The organism is Flavobacterium psychrotolerans (assembly GCF_003097635.1).
Classification (GTDB): domain Bacteria; phylum Bacteroidota; class Bacteroidia; order Flavobacteriales; family Flavobacteriaceae; genus Flavobacterium; species Flavobacterium psychrotolerans.
This window is the reverse complement of record NZ_QCZI01000010.1, coordinates 113,079-132,500: the sequence shown is the minus strand read 5'-3', so window position 1 is coordinate 132,500 and position 19,422 is coordinate 113,079. Positions and strand designations below refer to the sequence as shown.

At 35.4% G+C, this 19,422-nt stretch carries 17 protein-coding genes and 1 rRNA gene (1 of these 18 cut by a window edge); 7 read left to right on the top strand and 11 right to left on the bottom strand.

Annotation, left to right across the window (positions count from 1 at the left end; all coding sequences use genetic code 11):
- Window positions 1-42, top strand: a 5S ribosomal RNA gene (gene rrf, locus DB895_RS09395); it begins 68 nt to the left of the window's first position.
- A gap of 115 nt (window positions 43-157) precedes the next feature.
- Here the strand turns inward: rrf and DB895_RS09390 are convergent.
- Window positions 158-340 carry a transposase gene (locus tag DB895_RS09390; protein WP_243694654.1) on the bottom strand — a complete coding sequence of 61 codons (183 nt, stop codon included), beginning with the start codon at window positions 338-340 and terminating at the stop codon, window positions 158-160.
- Window positions 297-1,841, bottom strand: coding sequence for a hypothetical protein (locus DB895_RS09385; RefSeq protein ID WP_116725106.1), 1,545 nt, complete (start codon window positions 1,839-1,841; stop codon window positions 297-299). The genes DB895_RS09390 and DB895_RS09385 overlap by 44 nt, the downstream gene beginning before the upstream one ends.
- A gap of 156 nt (window positions 1,842-1,997) precedes the next feature.
- Here DB895_RS09385 and DB895_RS09380 point away from each other — a divergent pair, with 156 nt between their 5' ends.
- A complete protein-coding gene (locus tag DB895_RS09380; protein ID WP_116725105.1) occupies window positions 1,998-3,164 on the top strand; it encodes a 2-isopropylmalate synthase in 1,167 nt (388 codons plus the stop codon).
- An 18-nt stretch (window positions 3,165-3,182) separates the two neighbouring features.
- Window positions 3,183-4,304: a 3-isopropylmalate dehydrogenase gene (gene leuB, locus DB895_RS09375; RefSeq protein ID WP_116725104.1), complete on the top strand. Its 1,122-nt coding sequence runs from the start codon at window positions 3,183-3,185 to the stop codon at window positions 4,302-4,304.
- 270 nt (window positions 4,305-4,574) lie between these two features.
- On the opposite strand, the gene DB895_RS09370 is transcribed toward leuB, so the two are convergent.
- The 9 genes from DB895_RS09370 to DB895_RS09330 all read right to left on the bottom strand — a co-directional run bounded on the left by DB895_RS09370 (window position 4,575) and on the right by DB895_RS09330 (window position 12,986).
- Window positions 4,575-5,759, bottom strand: a complete 1,185-nt coding sequence (locus tag DB895_RS09370; RefSeq protein ID WP_116725103.1) for a chromate transporter — start codon at window positions 5,757-5,759, stop codon at window positions 4,575-4,577.
- Between the two features lie 20 nt (window positions 5,760-5,779).
- On the bottom strand, window positions 5,780-6,328 hold the full coding sequence (locus DB895_RS09365) for a hypothetical protein (protein WP_243694653.1): 549 nt from the start codon (window positions 6,326-6,328) through the stop codon (window positions 5,780-5,782).
- A gap of 87 nt (window positions 6,329-6,415) precedes the next feature.
- On the bottom strand, window positions 6,416-8,986 hold the full coding sequence (locus DB895_RS09360) for a TonB-dependent receptor (protein ID WP_116725102.1): 2,571 nt from the start codon (window positions 8,984-8,986) through the stop codon (window positions 6,416-6,418).
- A gap of 247 nt (window positions 8,987-9,233) precedes the next feature.
- Window positions 9,234-9,647, bottom strand: a complete 414-nt coding sequence (locus DB895_RS09355; RefSeq protein WP_116725101.1) for an RrF2 family transcriptional regulator — start codon at window positions 9,645-9,647, stop codon at window positions 9,234-9,236.
- Between the two features lie 173 nt (window positions 9,648-9,820).
- On the bottom strand, window positions 9,821-10,627 hold the full coding sequence (locus tag DB895_RS09350) for a TPM domain-containing protein (protein ID WP_116725100.1): 807 nt from the start codon (window positions 10,625-10,627) through the stop codon (window positions 9,821-9,823).
- Entirely contained in the window at window positions 10,627-11,064 is a 438-nt protein-coding gene (locus DB895_RS09345) for a TPM domain-containing protein (RefSeq protein WP_116725099.1), read from the bottom strand. The genes DB895_RS09350 and DB895_RS09345 overlap by 1 nt, the downstream gene beginning before the upstream one ends.
- Before the next feature lie 12 nt (window positions 11,065-11,076).
- Entirely contained in the window at window positions 11,077-11,664 is a 588-nt protein-coding gene (locus DB895_RS09340) for a LemA family protein (RefSeq protein WP_116725098.1), read from the bottom strand.
- 12 nt (window positions 11,665-11,676) lie between these two features.
- Window positions 11,677-12,009, bottom strand: coding sequence for a MerR family transcriptional regulator (locus DB895_RS09335; protein WP_116725097.1), 333 nt, complete (start codon window positions 12,007-12,009; stop codon window positions 11,677-11,679).
- A complete protein-coding gene (locus tag DB895_RS09330) occupies window positions 12,009-12,986 on the bottom strand; it encodes a M23 family metallopeptidase (RefSeq protein WP_116725096.1) in 978 nt (325 codons plus the stop codon). Before DB895_RS09330 ends, DB895_RS09335 begins: the two co-directional genes overlap by 1 nt.
- A 285-nt stretch (window positions 12,987-13,271) precedes the next feature.
- On the opposite strand from DB895_RS09330, the gene alaS reads away from it, so the two are divergent.
- The 4 genes from alaS to DB895_RS09310 all read left to right on the top strand — a co-directional run bounded on the left by alaS (window position 13,272) and on the right by DB895_RS09310 (window position 19,368).
- The gene (gene alaS / locus DB895_RS09325; protein WP_116725095.1) at window positions 13,272-15,920 is read left to right on the top strand and encodes an alanine--tRNA ligase; all 2,649 of its coding nucleotides are present in this window, start codon (window positions 13,272-13,274) and stop codon (window positions 15,918-15,920) included.
- 161 nt (window positions 15,921-16,081) lie between these two features.
- On the top strand, window positions 16,082-17,041 hold the full coding sequence (locus DB895_RS09320) for a GSCFA domain-containing protein (protein WP_116725094.1): 960 nt from the start codon (window positions 16,082-16,084) through the stop codon (window positions 17,039-17,041).
- Window positions 17,042-17,129: 88 nt separating this feature from the next.
- Complete coding sequence (locus DB895_RS09315) at window positions 17,130-17,504, top strand: hypothetical protein (protein ID WP_116725093.1); 375 nt, start codon at window positions 17,130-17,132, stop codon at window positions 17,502-17,504.
- A gap of 16 nt (window positions 17,505-17,520) precedes the next feature.
- A complete protein-coding gene (locus tag DB895_RS09310; RefSeq protein ID WP_116725092.1) occupies window positions 17,521-19,368 on the top strand; it encodes an outer membrane protein assembly factor BamB family protein in 1,848 nt (615 codons plus the stop codon).
- Window positions 19,369-19,422 lie beyond the last annotated feature (54 nt).

The following is a 19,422-nucleotide window of genomic DNA, read 5'->3' as shown; positions in this document are numbered from 1 at the left end:
GATGGTACTGCAGTTATGTGGGAGAGTATGTCGTCGCCTTTCTTTTGAAAAACCCTGTTCTAACGAACGGGGTTTTTTGTTTTTATTCTTTTCACTGTGGCAATGTCTTAAAAATAGTGCATCAATAGTTTTTTTGATATTGAATTTATAAGAAGTTTTAGGGGATCATTTTTGCATTGAAAGATTCCGCTGAAGCATTTGTGCTCCGATTATCAAAATAGTTCAATATGGTTTGGTAATGATTGATTATTGTTCGAGATATTGTAGTAAATGACTTGAATCCAGATTGATTTTCTTTATCGTACCAGTTTTTTAGCTTTTTCCTGAATAATTTTAGCAACAGGTTTGTTTTCTATTTTGCTTTCTAGCCACGAGATAATATCCAGATAAAGAAAAGCTCTTTTTTCATAAGGATGATTTTCAAAAACTTTTAGGCGGGTATATAATTTGTTGAATTCTGATTTTAGTTCATGCGGAAAAATTGTACCTAGATTTTTAAGGAATTTAATCATTTCCCGTTGAACCTCATGTAAATCATTCATTTTAATCAAGAACTTATAAGTGCTTTTTAGTTGCACTTCTAAATGATAGTCCATGCCAGCTTCATAATGTGCCACAAGGCTTAGAACGCGTGCAAAACACATTAAATCTTCTCGCATGGAAAGATTTTTATTGTCGATGATTTTTTTTAAATATTCAATGCACTTTTTGTTGTTACCTGCACCAAAATACAAACTGGCAATTTTATAGTAGAAAACCATAGTATGGTGTTCGTCAATTCTATCCTCGTTTTTCTTTAAATTTTTTAAGACTTCATCAACTAAATACATTCCGCCTTCAAAATCACCCTCCAGAAAATGCAGATTGAATTTACTGTTGTAATAGCATAAAAAATAAAGGGAACTTAGGTTGTCATTTTTAGGGAAGGAATCTAAGGCAATTGTTTGTTCCAGATTTTCTAAAACTTCCTTGATGTAGGATTTGTGTTTTATGAGATACAAACACTCTAATAAATAGGTATTACCTTTGATGTACCAAACTGGATTAAGAAAAATCATTTGTTGGTTGTCGTTGAATAATTTTACCCATTTACTTGAGTATCTATAACACGACAAAAAATCCTGAATCAAAAAACTGTACCATAAATGCGCTTTATATAACCATAATTTCTCTCTGAATCCGAGTTCCTCAATTCTAAAATCGGGGAGTCTATTGTTGAAATATTCGGTAATCACTTTCATTTCCCCGTCACTTTTGGCATACCCACTTTTTAGCATGATGCTATAAAGCTGTAGTGATAAATTAGAAAGTTTACTTGCTATCACATTTTGTTGGCTCAGTTCCTTTGCTTGTATAGTTAATTCATCAGCACGACCCACAATACTTCGAGTTATATATTGGGATTCTATTACTTTTTCTAATTCTACAATCTCGAAGGCTATGTTTTTTTCATCGTGTTCTATGGCAATCAACTTTGTTTTGTCGAGAATCTTTAAACTCTGTTTGTATAATCCTTTATGGTACAAAATGGTTGCGAAATCCAATTGTTCCCTAATATGGATACGGATGTTTTGGTTTACGGGATTCATCCGTAAACTTATCAGAATTTGTTTATATAAATGGGCTTTTAAATTTGATAATTGAAGCTTAGTGACAATTTTACTTTTTAAGATTTCTTCCTCATCATATTCATTCATTTTGTCTAAAAGATTAAAGAGTAACAAAAATTTAGCATCCATGTTGTCACCTAATCGATTAACATAGAGTTTAAATTGTCTTTTTTCTGATTTTGAAAGCGAACGAATAAGAACAAATAAATTATCTTTTGAAGGGTTTGCCATCGTAAAAAATGTATGTTTAATGTATTGTAATTCAGTATTTTAACAGATTGTTTTTTTTGTTTAACACTGTAAATCTAAGCATTTAAAAGCATTCTTTCAGTGCTAAAAAATATAAATTTGTAAATTAAGGATTTAAAATTAAGATTTATTATTGATATGAATAATCAAAAAGTACAAATATTTGACACTACATTACGAGATGGCGAGCAAGTGCCAGGCTGTAAGCTAAATACGGAACAAAAATTAGTTATTGCCCGTCGTTTAGAGGAATTAGGTGTTGATGTTATTGAAGCAGGATTTCCAGTATCAAGTCCTGGCGATTTTAGTTCTGTTGAAGCCATTTCAAAAGTGGTTCAAAATGCCACCGTTTGTGCCTTAACGCGAGCGGTAAAAGAAGATATCGAAGTTGCAGCAAAAGCACTAAAATATGCAAAAAAACCACGTATTCACACAGGAATAGGAACTTCGGATTCTCATATCAAATACAAATTTAACGCTTCTCGGGAAGAGATAATTGAACGCGCTGCAGAAGCAATTACTTATGCCAGAACTTTTGTTGATGATGTAGAGTTTTATGCGGAAGATGCAGGCAGAACAGATAATGAGTTTTTGGCGAAGGTATGCAGTGAAGCCATAAGGGCAGGTGCTACGGTATTAAATATTCCGGATACAACTGGTTATTGTCTTCCGGAAGAATACGGAGCAAAAATAAAATATTTGACCGAAAATGTTATCGGAATTGAGAGAGCCATTCTTTCCTGCCATTGTCATAATGATTTGGGATTAGCCACTGCCAATTCAATTGCAGGGGTTATTAATGGAGCAAGACAAATTGAGTGTACCATTAACGGAATAGGGGAAAGAGCAGGAAATACGGCACTGGAGGAAGTGGTTATGATTTTACGTCAGCACCCAAATTTAGGATTGGATACCAATATTAATTCCAAATTATTATACGAAACCAGTCGTTTGGTTTCTGAAAGCATGGGGATGTTTGTGCAACCCAATAAAGCAATTGTGGGAGCGAATGCTTTTGCACACAGTTCTGGAATACATCAGGACGGCGTGATTAAAAACAGGGAAACTTATGAAATAATTGACCCGACAGATGTTGGTGTAACAGAATCGGCTATCGTTTTAACGGCACGTAGTGGTCGTGCAGCATTGGCTTATAGAGCAAAAAAGATAGGTTATGAATTAACGAAACTTCAGTTGGATATTGTTTATCTTGAGTTTTTAAAATTTGCAGACAGAAAAAAAGAAGTGATTGATGGGGATGTTCATCAAATCATAAAAATTAGTAATATTGGTATTTTAATATAAGTTTAAATAATTGATGCCATGAAATTGAAAATTGCAGTATTACCAGGTGATGGTATTGGTCCAGAAGTGACGAAACAAGCGGTAAAAGTTTTAAAAGCAATTCAAGAGCTTTATAAGCATAACTTTGAGTTTGAAGAAGCATTTGTTGGAGCCATTGCAATTGATAGAACTGGAAAACCATTACCTGATGAAACATTACAATTATGTGCGACTTCAGATGCTGTACTATTTGGAGCCATAGGTGATCCAAAATATGACAATAATCCCGATGCAAAAGTGCGTCCGGAACAAGGTCTATTGCAGTTGAGAAAAGAATTGGGTTTGTTCGCCAATATTAGACCAATAAAAGCCTACGATTCTCTTATAGATAAATCACCTTTAAAAAGAGATATTATTGAAGGTACCGATATGTTGATTTACAGGGAATTAACAGGAGGTATTTATTATGGTGAAAAAAAGTTGAGTGAAGACGGAACTGTAGCTTCCGATTTATGTGAGTATTCACAAATGGAAATTGAAAGAATAACCCATCTAGCCTTTAAATCAGCACAAACCAGAAGAAATAAAGTTACATTAGTCGATAAAGCAAATGTGTTGGAATCCTCCAGATTGTGGAGAAGAGTGGTTACAGAAATAGCCAAAGGATATCCACAGGTAACATTAGATTTTCTTTTTGTTGATAATGCCGTAATGCAACTGATTTTGAATCCAAGCCAGTTTGATGTGGTTCTGTCTGAAAATATGTTTGGAGACATTATTTCTGATGAAGGAAGTGTAATCGTTAGTTCAATAGGATTATTAGCCTCTGCATCTGTTGGAAATGAAAAGGCATTGTTCGAACCCATTCATGGATCTTATCCACAGGCAAAAGGTAAAAATATTGCCAATCCAGTAGCGGCTATTTTGAGCGCAGCCATGTTACTTGATCATTTTGGATTAAATACAGAAGCTGATGCAATTAGGAAAGCCGTAGAGTTAACACTGGAATACAACATTGTAACACAAGATTTGAATGTGGTTAGAAATTTCGGAACAGATTATGTAGGAGATACCATTGCCAATAGCATTTTAAATAACGACGATACAAATTCTTATATCAATCATGAAAATATTAGTATAGGGAAATCAATTTTTTTTTAATAGTTAGTTAGAAGAGAGGTTGCGAAAGCAACCTTTTTTTGGATTGGACATTATTTTATGTAAATTTAAAAGCTCAATAATGTTTGATGTTAAAGGAAGAGGCAACCGAATGTAGGTCAATTTATATTTCTAAATAATATAGTTTGCCTAATAAAAAAAAATGAATAAGTAAATATCTAAAAAAAACAGAGCAGATTTTCTTTAGGGTCAATTCTTTTTTTCAAATCATAGATTGTATGAGTTGTTTTTTACAACCTCTTTTTTGTAAGATTATATATTCATCAATTTCAACAAAACGCCTAAAAGCGCAGCGGCAACAATAATATGTGGCTCTTGTATTTTTTTAGAATAAATTAAAATCAAAATCGTTCCCGTAGCAATGAATATTGTCGACAAATCCACAAGTGAACGAGAGGCGATTACAATTACTGCTCCAACTAAAGCTCCAATTACTCCAGCTGTGATTCCATCAACAAATGTTTTAATACTCTTATCTTGTGCAATTTTTTTGAAATAGGGAGCTGGAATGACGGTAAACAAATAGCATGGTAGGAAAGTAGCCAACGCAGCAACACAAGCTCCTGGAAATCCAGCAACTAAAAATCCGATGAAGCCAACTGTAATAACAACTGGACCAGGGGTAATCATGGCTACGGCTACTGCATCAACAAATTGATTTTCGGTTAACCAACCGTATTCATTGACAACCCCACCGTGTAAAAATGGAACGATGGCGAGCCCACTTCCAAAAACAAACGCACCTGCCTTAGTAAAAAACCAAGCAATATCACCTAACTTTCCAAGTTCAATAACTGAAAAACTGATAGTGCCAAACAACAAATAGGAAGCTGCTTTAGGTCGCTTAACCCATTCAGGAGGTGCTTTGATTACCATATATATTAAGCCTAAAGCTATAAATAAAAGCACTTCCTCTTTTTGTGTAATAGCGGTTAGAATGATTGAAGAAATATAAAATATCCAAAGGAGCCAATTTTTTTTTATCTCTGGAATTTCAAATTTACTAATCGATTTGACGGTTAACTTGTAGGAACTTAAAACGATGATACCAATTACAGCAGCACTTACACCGTAAAAAATGGCTTGCATCCACGGTAACCCCCCATATTCTTGATAAGCAATGCCTAACAATACAACCATGATAAATGAGGGTAAAACAAATGCTAATCCAGAAACAGTTGCTCCTAGTGCCCCATAGTGTATGAATCCGATATAAATTCCCAGTTGAGCGGCCAACGGGCCAGGAGTTAATTGTGATAGGGCTAGACCTTCCTTAAAGTCTGATTCATCAATCCATTTTTTATTTTCGACCAAATCACGTTGCATATAACCAACCAAAGCAACAGGACCACCAAAACCAGTTGATCCTAGTTTGAGGAAATATTTTATTAAGTCGAGTAAAGTATAATGGGGGGATGACTCTTTGAATTCAGACATGATTATAAAAAAATAGGGTATTAAAATGCAATTCCAAATTGAAATCCGAAGGTTAATGATGTAGGGTGGTTATTTCCAAATCTAACGGGCATCGGTAAAGACACAAAATAGTTATGATCTTTATTCTTTTTTATAACTTTTGTCAGTACTGGTGTAATGCCGTAGCGGCCTGAAGTTTCAAATGCAATCCTTCCAGCAAAGGTATAGTTTTTCTTTAGTCGCACTAATATTCCCGGATGTATTAATACATTATTTACTTTGCTTATTTTACTATCACTTTTAATCGAGGGGACTATTTCAAATGAAAGTCCTATGGTTGGATTTTTCCAGATGTTTATTCCGATAGGTAGTCCAACTATGTAATAATCTGTAAAATTAGTTTTTGTTTCTTCAGACGAGAAAGTTACAATGGGATGTAAGATACCTACATATCCGGTAATTTTAGGGAAAATTTCTATGTCGTTTTGCGCATATAAATTGTTGGAGAAATTTAGTGTGAGAAGAAAAAATAATAATTTAATAGAAATACCTTTTTTTAATTTGTAAAGGTGTTGCCTAATTTTTATCATAACTTTTTGTATATAAAATAACCATCAAAAATTGAATTTGACGGTTATTTATTTTTTATTTACTACTATTTTAAAGCGTTTTATTTTCTATAAAGTATATTTAAATGTGATTCCATAGGTTCTTTGGTCACCTAATACACCAGCATATTGACCAGCATTTCCTGCCGCAGGTAATAATTGTTCAAAGTAATTTTTGTCAAATAAATTGCGTCCCCAAATATAAACAGATAATCCTTCTGATGCTCTGAAGCCAATTCTACCATTGATAATGCTATATCCATCTACCACTAAGTATTTTGATGGTGACGCACTTGATGAAAATGAAGATCGTGAATAGGAATCTATGGCTACGAAAAATCTCCCTCTGTTACCAAAAAATTGCCCTTCTTTAGACAAATCACCGCCTAGTGTCCCTGCCCATTTCGAAATTCCGGGTAAGACGCCACCTGACACATCCTTAGAATATATAGATTTACCACCTACTTTTAATCCGGTTTCTTCCAGCGGTAGTGGTGCATTTGTGAAACTAATATATTTCCCATCGGTATAAGACACTGCAGTATTGAATGAAAGGTTTTTGTTTACAGTAATTCTAGAATCTAGCTCAGCACCTCGAACACGTACTTTTTCTGCATTAGCAAGATAGCCACGGTTTAGTGTAGGATCTTCACTTTGAACAAGTGTTTGATAATTTTTTATATCTGTATTATAGATAGTGAAATTCACCGTAGTACTATTAAAAGGTGTTGTTTTTACTCCAATTTCATAGTGATTTACTTCTTCTGGTTTTATTTTTGCAAGTTCAATAATTGGCCCGTTCGCGTCTGTAGGAATACCACCTAAATTGATACCAACAGGTTTGTAACTGCTTGCAAATGTTGCAAATGTATTAACTTGCTCAGATGCTTTGTAGGATAAAGTAAGATTTCCTGAAAAGTTGGTGTCATCTACATCCACTTTGAAAGCTTGACTTGTATAGACTTTATTCTTTAGTGCAATAAGTGCAGGGTCATTCGTTTGAAGTCCTCCATAGGTAGTTCTGTTATAATCAACTTTTTTCTTGTCATAGTTGTATCGCAGTCCAGGCAAAATGTGTAATTTATCTGTGATTTGCCAATCCAATTGTCCAAATGCAGCTCCGCTAACAGTGTTTAATGTAGATTTGGTTTTAATTCCATATCCATCGAATAATCCAGGAGTTTGCCAAAGAGGACTTGTCGAATCTTGGGAAAAACGCCATTGTGCATCTCCAGATTCTTCAATATGGTATGGGTCTGTTTTAAGATCTTGACCAATCCCAAATAACCCAAAAACTCCTGTTATTTTTGATGTAAATGTTCCCGCATATCGAACTTCTTGAGACCATTGTTGGTGCTTTGAAGTTGCCTGAGATAATTTTAATACCGCAAGTCCTGTAAAATCTCTGTCGTTTGAAGGATCCCAATTCCAAAAACGCCATGCCGAAGTTGAAGTTAATTTGCCGTTTCCAATTTTAGTGTCAATGTTAAGTGATACACCTCCTAAATCTTGTCCTGAACGCCAAGGAGTATCATGATCAATTTTTCTATCAAATGCATTAGTACTTGGTAAACTATAACCTAATGATGCAATAATATTGTTAAACTGTCTGTAATCGGCTCTGTTTGTTGGAGCAACTCCGGCGATAACTTGCGCATACCCGTCTGGTCGTTGTTTTGATAGATCTGCGGCTAATGTAATATCTACATCTTCTGTCGGCTTGTATAATAACTGACCCCTAACGCCTTGGTTGTTAAGGTCGTTTACAGGTCTTCCCGTAGCTATATTTTGAATTAAACCGTTACGTTGTGTGCCGGAAAAGGATAATCTTCCTGCAATTTTTTTGCTTAAAGCCCCAGTAACGGAACTTTTGGCCTGAAGGAATCCATAATTACCATAGCTTAATTCAAAATTGGCTCCTGAGGTAAAACTTGGTTTTCTACTAGTAACGTTAAATGCACCTGCAGTAGTGTTTTTTCCAAACAATGTTCCTTGGGGACCACGCAAAACTTCAATTTGATCCACATCAACAAAGTCCAATGTTGTTGCTGCTGGTCGTGCGTAATATACACCGTCTACATAAAATCCAACACCTGGATCGATTCCGTCATTTGTTAGGCCAAAAGTAGAACCAAGACCTCTAATATTGATGGTAGTATTTCTAGGATTTGATGAATACAATTGTACCGAAGGGACTAATTCTTTCAAGCGATTAACATTGAATGCACCTGCTATCTCCGCTTGTCTACCACCTATTACAGAAATTGCAATGGGTACATTTTGTGCTTTTTCAATTCTACGTCTAGATGTTATAACCACATCACTTAATTGGTTTTCGCTCTTTAATTGAATTTCAATACTGTTTTTTGGTAATTCAGTATATTTGATTTCGGCAGTTTGATATCCTACATATTGTACTATTAAGACAAATGGTAACTTATCTCGCGTGTCAATGGAGAATTTTCCGTCAGCATCTGTTACGACATTGTGTTTTGTTCCTTTAAGTACAATGTTGGCTAACTCTAAAGGTTGATTTTCTTTGTTTTTAATAATTCCTTCAACTAAAGATTGCCCATAAGAGGAAGAAAATAATAGTATGGCTAAACTTGTTATTACTGTTTTTAATGTATTTTTTTTCATTTTTATATTTATTATATGTAAGTAGTAGATTTTAAAATTATTTTTTTTTGTACTAGCACATACACATAATTTGTTTACTAAGGTTGCTGTTTATGATTACTAATTTTTTTCTCATTTTCTCATTTAATTCAATCAGTTTTTTTTCTAGAGTTCCCATAACTTTAAATTTTGGATTGTTATTTATGTGTTAAATCTCGGCAAATATATAATTAATTCTATAAAAATAGTAGAGTTTAGGTAAAAAAAATTATTTTTTTTCCAATGAGGCTATTGTGATGCCTTGCATTGCTTTTAAAGTTTCATCTCTAATGGCTATTAATCCGTGTCGGAGCAGGCAATCAGCTTCATTTTTGCAATCGGAGCATGGTTCGTAAAAATTTATTGATGCACAGGGAAGCAACGCAATGGCGCCATCAAAATAGCGATGAATTTCGGCTAAAGTAATATCTTCTTTGGATTTTAAAAGATAATAACCACCGAATTTTCCTTGCTTACTACTCACAAAATGACCCCGTTTTAAGTCCAATAAAATTTGTTCCAAAAACTTTTTGGGTATATTAGCGCCTTCCGAAATTTCAATCGTTTTGGAAATGTGATTTTCCGGTTGTTGTGCTAAATAAAGTAAGGCTTTGAGAGCGTATTTGGTTTTATGTGAGAGCATTGTTATTTATTTGATTAGAATAACTTAGTGATGAATATTTTTTTTTGTTTATGAGAAGAAAGAAGGCAAACATAAACTATTTCCAATAATTATTTGATAAAATATATCCTGAATTTTAAGTGTCATTGATGGGGATTTATGAGGGGGGTAAATATTCATATTCAATGGTAATATTACCAACTTCCACTTGAGCCTCCTCCAGAAAACCCTCCGCCTCCAAAACCACCTCCAAAACCTCCACCACCTGAAGACCCTCCTCCAAAACCGCCGGAACCTCCACCGCCAAAACCTCCACGTCCCAAACTACTCAAAATGATGACGTCCAATAAACTGGGGCCACCACTGCCTGAATTTCCGGAGTTGCCGCCGTCTTTCTTGTTTCTGGAAATCAACACAAGTAGAATAATGACGATGATAATAATTGGTAAAATCGGAAAATCTTTCTTTTTATTCTGTTTCCTTTCCCCTTTGTATTTGCCTTTAAAAACATCAAAAAGAGCGTCAGTACCTTTGTCCAATCCTTTGTAATAGCTGCCGGCCTTAAATTCTGGAATGATAATGTTCCGGATTATCTCTCCTCCAATTCCCGCTGTTAGGCGATCTTCAAGACCATAACCGGGATTAATTGCAATCTTTCTTTCAGCCTTAGCTAATAAAACAATGACACCATTATCGTTTTTTGCGGTTCCTCCAATTCCCCAAGTTTGTGCCCATTTTGTTGCCAATTGGCTTACATCTTCATTTTTGAGGCTTTCTATCGTAATGACTACAATTTGTGTTGAAGTGGAATCGGAATATCGGATGAGTTTTTCTTCTAATTGCGTTTTTTCTGTTGCGCTTAAAACATTGGCATAATCGTAAACGCTCGTTTGAAATTCCGGTTTTTCAGGAACGGTAAATTGGGCAAAACTAATTTGCGTAAGTAAAAAACAAACAACCAGTTTCAAGAAAATCGGAGTATTTTTTTTAAGTAAAGCCATTATCCTTTGGATATTTCATTTGATAATTCATTCGTGTCGCCTTCCACATAAGGGTAATGGGTTTTTAGTTGTTCTCCGGACATTAAAATCCCATCAACAAGACCTTGCTTGAAATTCCCGCTTTTAAAATGAGATTTAATGATTTCTTTGGTAGTGTCCCAAAAATCATTGGCAACAACCTCATTAATTCCTTTATCTCCGCAAATAACGAATTTTTTATCTTCTACGGCAACATAAATTAAAACCCCATTTTTGAGTTGGGTTTGATCCATTTCTAATAAATGAAAAACTTCCAAAGCGCGATCAAACGCATCAATGGAAGTTGTTTTTTCTATATGTACTCTAATCTCGCCAGAAGTTTCTTTTTCAGCCATGCAAATAGCTTCAACAATTGCTTGTTCGTCTTCTTTGGTTAAAAAATCTTCGACTTTTGACATTTGTTTTTTGGATTAGAATTTTACTTCAACAGGTTTTTCAGCACCTGCAACCGATTGGAAATAAGCTTTTTCTTTAAAACCAAATATACCTGCAAATAGCGAATTCGGGAACGTTTTAATATGTGTGTTGTAAGGCATAACAGCTTCATTAAAGCGCGTTCGGGCTGTTAAAATTTGGTTTTCCGTGCTTGCCAATTCGTCCTGTAATTTCAAGAAATTTTGGTTGGCTTTCAAATCAGGATATTTTTCAACAGTAACCAATAATCTTGAAAGGGAACTGCTCACGCCACTTTGTGCCTGATTGAATTGTGCCAACTGCTCAGCACTAATGTTTTTTGGATCAACGGTTATGGAAGTAGCCTTTGCACGAGCTTCAATAACCGCAGTTAAAGTGCTTTTTTCAAAATCGGCGGCACCCTTTACGGTATTCACTAAATTTCCAATCAAGTCATTTCTTCTTTGATAGGCCGTTTGTACATCTCCCCAAGATTGTTCTACGGTTTGACTTAATGTAACTGCGGTATTGTTAATTCCTTTAACCCAGCTGTAGATTCCTAAAATTACTACTGCTCCGATAATCCATGGCAAAAATCTTTTCATGTTTATTTAATTTTAAAGTTGATTTTTAATATTTGTTAATTGTAATCGTATTGTTTCTAATTTGCTAATAATTTCAAATTTATCCAAAGTTTTTTTCTGTCCTTCTTTCAAATGCGTTTTGGCACCTTCCAGTGTAAAGCCTCTTTCTTTTACCAAATGAAAAATCAATTGCAAGTTTTTTACATCCTCTGGCGTAAACATTCGATTGCCTTTAGCATTCTTTTTTGGTTTGAGAATATCAAATTCCTTGTCCCAAAAACGAATTAAAGATGCGTTTACGTCAAACGCTTTGGCTACTTCGCCAATGTTGTAATACCTTTTGTCTGGTGATAATTCTATATGCATTAGTCTAGAGATTGGTTTTCTTGATTGGCTAATTTTGAGATGACAACATACTCTGCCGCCGAAATATTGCCGTAATAAAAATTCAAGGGATTCACTACTTCATCATTTTTGTGAACTTCATAATGCAAATGCGGCGCTTCAGATCTTCCAGTACTTCCCACATATCCAATGATGTCACCCCGTTTTACATGTTGTCCCGCCCTGCATTTATATTTACTCAAGTGGCCGTAAAGGGTTTCATAACCAAAACCGTGCCGAAGTACAATGTGGTTCCCGTAACCCGAGGCGGTATTATCCGCACGTTCTACAACGCCATCTCCAGTGGCATATATTGGTGTACCCGTTTTAGCAGAAAAGTCCATTCCGGCGTGAAATTTTCTTGCTTTTGTAAACGGATCACTTCGATATCCAAATCCAGAAGCCACTTGTTTCAAATTTTCGTTTTTCACGGGCTGAATGGCAGGAATGGCAGCCAATAATTTATTTTTTTCTTTAGCTAATTTCAATATTTCATCCAAAGATTTCGATTGAACCACTAATTCTTTTGAAATGACATCCACCCGTTTTGAGGTATTGATGACTAACTCCGAATTATCATATCCTTCCAGTTCTTTGTATCTGTTTATCCCTCCAAAACCCGCTTTTCGTTGCTCCTCAGGAATAGCAGAAGTATTAAAATAAACCCGATACAAGTTGTTGTCCCTTTCTTCCACATTTCCTAAAACTTCATCTATTTGATCCATTTTCTTGTTCAAAATAGCATAACGAAGTTTAAAATTATCAATCTCCCTGGCCTGCAAACGATCCTTAGGGGTTTCAAAAAAAGGGGTATTCAATAAAATCACAAAACTCAATGCCCCAAACAAGGCCGACGACAGTAAAAACAAGAATGCAACACCAAATTTTGTTGATATTTTTGTTTTAATTTTCCGGTAGGCTAGATTTTCGGAATCGAAATAATATTTTACTTTCCCCATATTTTAAAATACCCTATTTTTGCAACTCGTAAAATGTTAGTCGAACAAATTTAAGAAATGTTTCATTGTAAACAATTTTTAGAGCTAAACATTTGGCATATTTATAATTCATGTTCCTGCTGTACGTTACAATCTTTATTTTTAGTATGTGCTTCGCCATCCTAAAATAAAGGATTTTCACTTCCATCAGGGCTAAGGGATGTATCATTTTCACTTTTATCAATTAATAGCAATAGGTTAATTTGGCAATCAACAAATTAACAAATAACCGAATAACCAGCAAAAATGAAGTCACAAGACATACGGAAACAATTCCTCGATTTTTTTCAAAGCAAAGGGCATTTAATAGTTCCTTCCGCACCAATCGTTCTTAAAGACGATCCCACCCTGATGTTCAACAATTCTGGAATGGCGCAGTTTAAAGAATATTTCCTAGGAAACGGAACACCAAAAAGCAAACGAATTGCCGATACTCAAAAATGCCTTCGTGTTTCAGGAAAACATAATGATTTGGAGGATGTAGGTTTTGATACGTATCACCATACCATGTTCGAAATGCTTGGCAATTGGTCTTTTGGTGATTATTTCAAAAAAGAAGCCATCAATTGGGCTTGGGAATTATTGACAGAGGTTTATAAAATTCCAAAGGAAAATCTATACGTTTCCGTATTTGAAGGAAATCCTGATGAAAATGTACCTTTTGACCAAGAAGCTTGGGATCTTTGGAAAGGTTTGATAGATGAAGACCGAATCATTCTTGGGAACAAGAAAGACAATTTTTGGGAAATGGGCGATCAAGGACCCTGTGGGCCTTGCTCCGAAATTCATGTGGATTTACGTTCTGATGCCGAAAAAGCGTTGGTTTCAGGCAAAAGTTTGGTCAACAATGATCATCCGCAAGTGGTGGAAATTTGGAACAATGTTTTCATGGAATTCAACCGTAAAGCCGACGGTTCTCTAGAAAAATTACCTGCACAACATGTTGATACCGGAATGGGATTTGAGCGTTTGTGCATGGCATTACAAGGGAAAACATCTAATTATGATACTGATGTTTTTACACCACTTATTGAAAAAGTGGAGCAAATCACGGGATTAAAATACACTTCCAATGAAATTCAAAACATAAGCGAAGAGCAAAATAAAACCAATATTGCTATTCGCGTTGTTGTAGATCACGTTCGTGCGGTAGCTTTCGCTATTGCCGATGGGCAGTTACCGTCAAATACAGGAGCAGGTTATGTAATTCGTAGAATTTTGCGTCGTGCCATTCGTTACGGATTTACATTTTTAGGTACTAAAGAACCGTTTATCAATAAATTGGTTGAAGTTTTGGCCAATCAAATGGGTGAATTTTTCCCAGAAATCAAATCGCAACAACAATTGGTTGCCAATGTGATTCGTGAAGAGGAAGCCTCGTTTTTGAGAACCTTAGACCAAGGTTTACAATTGTTAGACAAAGTAATTTTAGAATCGAAAGAGAAAATTATCAACGGCGAAAAAGCATTCGAATTGTATGACACTTTTGGTTTTCCAATTGATTTAACTGCTTTAATTTTAAGGGAAAAAGGGTACGAATTAGACGAGGAAGGTTTTAACTCTGCCATGCAAGCACAAAAAACACGCTCTCGTGCCGCGTCCGAAGTTTCAACTGAAGATTGGTCGGTTTTAATTCCAGGAAATGTGGAAACTTTCGTGGGTTATGACCAAACGGAGAACGACGTAAAAATTACTCGTATTCGTAAAGTAGATTCTAAAAAAGACGGTGTTTTATACCAAATCGTTTTAGATCACACCCCATTTTATCCTGAAGGTGGTGGGCAAGTTGGAGATAAAGGAATCCTCTCCCCAGCCCTCTCCAAAGGAGAGGGAGCTATTGAAATTATTGACACTAAAAAAGAAAATAACTTAATTCTACATTTTGCAAAGCAACTGCCTGAGAATGTAAATGCAAGTTTTATAGCTAAAGTCAATACCGGTTTAAGAGCGTCCACATCTAAAAACCACTCCGCGACCCACCTAATGCATCAAGCATTGCGAAAGATATTAGGAACCCATGTGGAGCAAAAAGGTTCTTTGGTCAATCCAAATTACTTGCGTTTTGACTTTTCTCATTTTGCTAAAATGACAGAGGCGGAATTGCAACAAGTAGAAGATTTTGTAAATGCAAGAATTCAGGAACAATTGCCTTTAATAGAACGAAGAAACATTCCTATTCAACAAGCTTTAAACGAAGGAGCGATGGCTTTATTCGGAGAAAAATATGGAGATAATGTGCGTGCTATAAAATTTGGCGAAAGTATGGAGCTTTGTGGAGGAATTCACGTGAAAAATACGGCCGAAATTTGGAATTTCAAAATTATATCCGAAGGTGCTGTTGCCGCGGGAATTCGCCGTATAGAAGCCATTACAAGCGATGCCGTGAAAGCGCATTTCGAGTTGCAGGAAAATACGTTGAATGAAGTAAAAGAAGCGTTGAAAAATCCACAAGATGTGTTGAAAGCGGTTCATTCGTTGCAAGAGGATAATGCAAAATTGACCAAGCAAATTGAGGCTTTGATGAAGGAAAAAGTTAAAAATTTGAAAACCGCATTAATGGTTGAAATACATGAAATAAACGGAGTACAGTTTCTAGCCAAACAAGTCGATTTGAGTCCTGAAGGAGCAAAAGATTTGGCGTATGAATTGGGAACTTTTGGAACCAATCTTTTCCTAGTTTTGGCCACCGCCGAAGAAGGAAAGCCTACATTAAGCTGCTACATTTCAAAAGAATTGGTAGCTTCAAAAAACCTAAACGCAGGAACAATAGTGCGTGAATTGGGGAAATTCATTCAAGGTGGAGGCGGAGGACAGCCTTTCTTTGCAACTGCTGGGGGTAAAAATGCAGCCGGAATTAAGGACGCTTTAGAGAAAGCAATGGATTTCGTGAAGTGATATAAACACCACTTTAAGGTAGAAAACCTTTCAGTCTTTTTTGGATTGAAAGGTTTTTTTAGTTTTTCTTTTCGTTATCGATTGCTTCTAGATCTTGAAACAATAGAAACATACTATTTCTAACTCTAATTTCGTATTTTTGAAACTACAAATTGGCAACTATGAACTTCTTTACCAAAATCCCAATATCAATATCAAATTATCCTATAAACTATCATTCCAAGATAGTGTCTTTGGGTTCTTGCTTTGCGGTAAATATGGCGGAGAAACTGGACTACTTTAAGTTTCAAAATGTGGTGAATCCGTTTGGGATCATTTTTAATCCGGTATCTATAGCAAAGCTTGTTACAAGAGCCATAAACCATGTGCTATTTGCGGAAAAAGATCTTTTTTTTCATAACGAACGTTGGCATTGTTATGAAGTGCATTCCGATTTGAGCAACGAAAATAAAGACGAATTTCTTGAAAATTTAAATCTTTTGCTCCATTCCACAAATGACCAAATCACCCAATCTACGCATGTCATCATCACCTATGGCACGTCTTGGGTTTATCGTAATAAAAACTCTAATGAAATCGTGGCCAATTGCCATAAAGTGCCACAAAATCAATTTGATAAAGCGCTTTTGTCTGTTGAAATTATAGAAAAATCTATTCAGGAATCTATCGATCTAATTCAAAAAGTGAATCCCAATTGCAATGTCATTTTCACGGTTTCTCCAGTGCGTCATATCAAAGATGGTTTTGTTGAAAACCAACGGAGCAAAGCACATTTGATAACTGCCATTCATCAAGTGCTACAATCTGAAATTTGTAGTCTACAGTCTACGAACTATTTTCCTTCCTATGAAATCCTAATGGACGAACTCCGCGACTATCGGTTTTACGCCCAAGATATGCTGCATCCTAATCAAGTGGCAATAGATTATATTTGGGAACGTTTTGCCGAAACCTACATTTCAGAAGCGTCACAAATTACAATGGAAGATGTGAATAGCGTTCAAAAAGGATTGCATCATAAACCGTTCAATCTCAATTCGGATAGTCACCAGCAATTTCTAGTGAAACTTCAGAATAAAATGGATCTTCTTCAACAACAATTCCCTAATATCCAATTCTAAAAAAAAATACGTATTTCTTCGTATTGCCCTCCTTTCATAATTCATGCAGATTTGTAGCGTAAATTAGTACTTAACAAATCCAATTTTCATGAAGTCAAGCTACCACATACTATTTCTGTGCCTTTTTCTATTTTTATTTTCAACACCCGCTATTTCGCAGAAAAAAGTGTTGACCGACGAGGAAATGGTTCAAGAGGCCGTAACTGCAGAAATTGATGCTGTTTTTAAATCGGAAGATTTTTTAAAAAAGAAGAGCAAGAAATTCAAAGAAACCACAGGAACTATAGTCATTGATATTGGCGTAGTTCAAAACGGGAAAGTTTCAACATTCTTTAAAGTTGATGACGAAATTAAAAATCCATTGTTTACGAACTTTATTTCAGATTACATTTTAGATCATAAATTTTATTTTAAACTAGAAAAGCAACAACGCTATAAAATTCGTTACACAGCAATTTTTTAACTATAAATTCAAAAAAATGAAAAAACTACTTACTACTTTAGGATGTGTCTTGATTCTTTGCGGGGCTACTCCTGCAACAGCCCAGTTTGGAAAACTTATGGATAAAGCAAAAACTGGAGGAGGATCCAGTGTCGGAAAAAAAGCAGGAAGTTTCTCCACAGTTTGGGAGTCGGAATTTGAAAATAAAGCATCCAGATTGGCACTTTGTAATGGGGATGGTCAATATATCATTGGGACTGATGACAATTCAGCATCGGTTATAGATGAAGGTGGAAAGGCAATTTGGAATGGGGATTATAAAAAGTTAACTACTAATAAAACTAACAATTCTGAATATCAATATACAATTTGGAAAGATAAGGGGGGCTATTTGTTTCTTTTTGATGCCAGAAAACTAGGGACTGACAGGGTGGCTGTCCTTGACTTGGCCACGGGGAAAGAACTATGGAATTCAGAATCCTATCAAAACCTTATTCCTAAAGGGACCAAAGCGGAAGAAGGAACTGATCAAGGGGAGTTAGAAACCGTTAAATATATTGATGAACTAGATTCTTTTTTAATTTCACAAAAAGAATCTATTATTTTAGTTAAAGCCAATACGGGCGAAAAAATTTGGGAAACCAATCGTTTCAAAGGCGGCGTTGGAAAATACATTTACAATGCAGAAAAAAATGAAATTATTATGGTCAATTTCAAACCAACAGCTCTTGGCGCCTTGTTTTCGGGATTTAAAAATCAATTGGTCAGAATTAACGCAGCAAATGGTGATATTCTTTGGGATGCTACGTTCGTGGGAACCATCGAAAAAGAGTTGGTGACCAGAAGAGCAATTATCGATTTGTGGATTAAAAACGATAAAATTTTCATGTATTTAGACGGGATAAATGTGTATAACTATGATAACGGTCAAAAACTTTGGTCGGCTAATTATGAAAACGATATGCAAGGTGCAAACGGAGGACTTTTTAGTGGTGGAAAGCGTTCAAAAATTTATAGAACTTTAGCAGAACCTTTGTTTACGGATAATGCAGTTTATTTGGTTATGTTAGGAACCAGAGACAGAACAAAATATATTGAAAAACATGATTTAGAATCAGGGAAATTATTGTGGGCCTCAGAAAAAATAACAGGTGCTTTTTGTATGCCAAACATCTATAAAGCAGGTGATAAAATTATGGTTCAAGTTGGCGGAAAAGTACAGGTTCAAGAATTTCGTTTAGAGGAAGCTTCAGGAGGTTTTTCTGCCGGAATGGGGGCGCTTGGCGGAGGTTCCGTAAAACAATGGGTTCCCTATATTTATTGGGATTATAAGGCCCAAAAAAATTCAGTGTTATGTTTGGATGATAAAACCGGCACCACTGCATGGCGTTCAGAAAAGTTTGATAAAAGAATTACCGATTTGATTTTAGATGGGGAAAAGACCGTTTTTGTAGGAGATGGAGACGAATTTTATAGTTATGATATCCCATCAGGAAAACAATTATTTGATGTGAAACATAATGATGCCAGAGTAGGAAAAGCAACCGATGTAATTGATTTTGATGACAAGGTAGTAGTACTCTCAGAAAAAGGTTTAGCGGCTTACAATAAAAAAGACGGTACCCGTGCCTATGCCTCTGAAAAAATAAAAGGCGTGGACTATTTTTACCACATTGGGGATAATTATTTTTTGAGAGATCAGAAAAATAGTAAAAATATTATTTACGGAATTAATATGGCCAATGGAGAAACTAAAGGTTCTGTTCAATCTAAAGGAAAAGGCGGAAGTCCTAAATATGGTAATGGGATTGACATTACATCCGACGGAGAATATATTTTTGCGTTCAAAGGGAAAAAAGTAGAGAAAATAAAGGTAAATAATTAAGTAGGTAATTTTTTTGAGAGAAGGGGCTGTTGAGTAGTTAGCAACAGTCCCTTT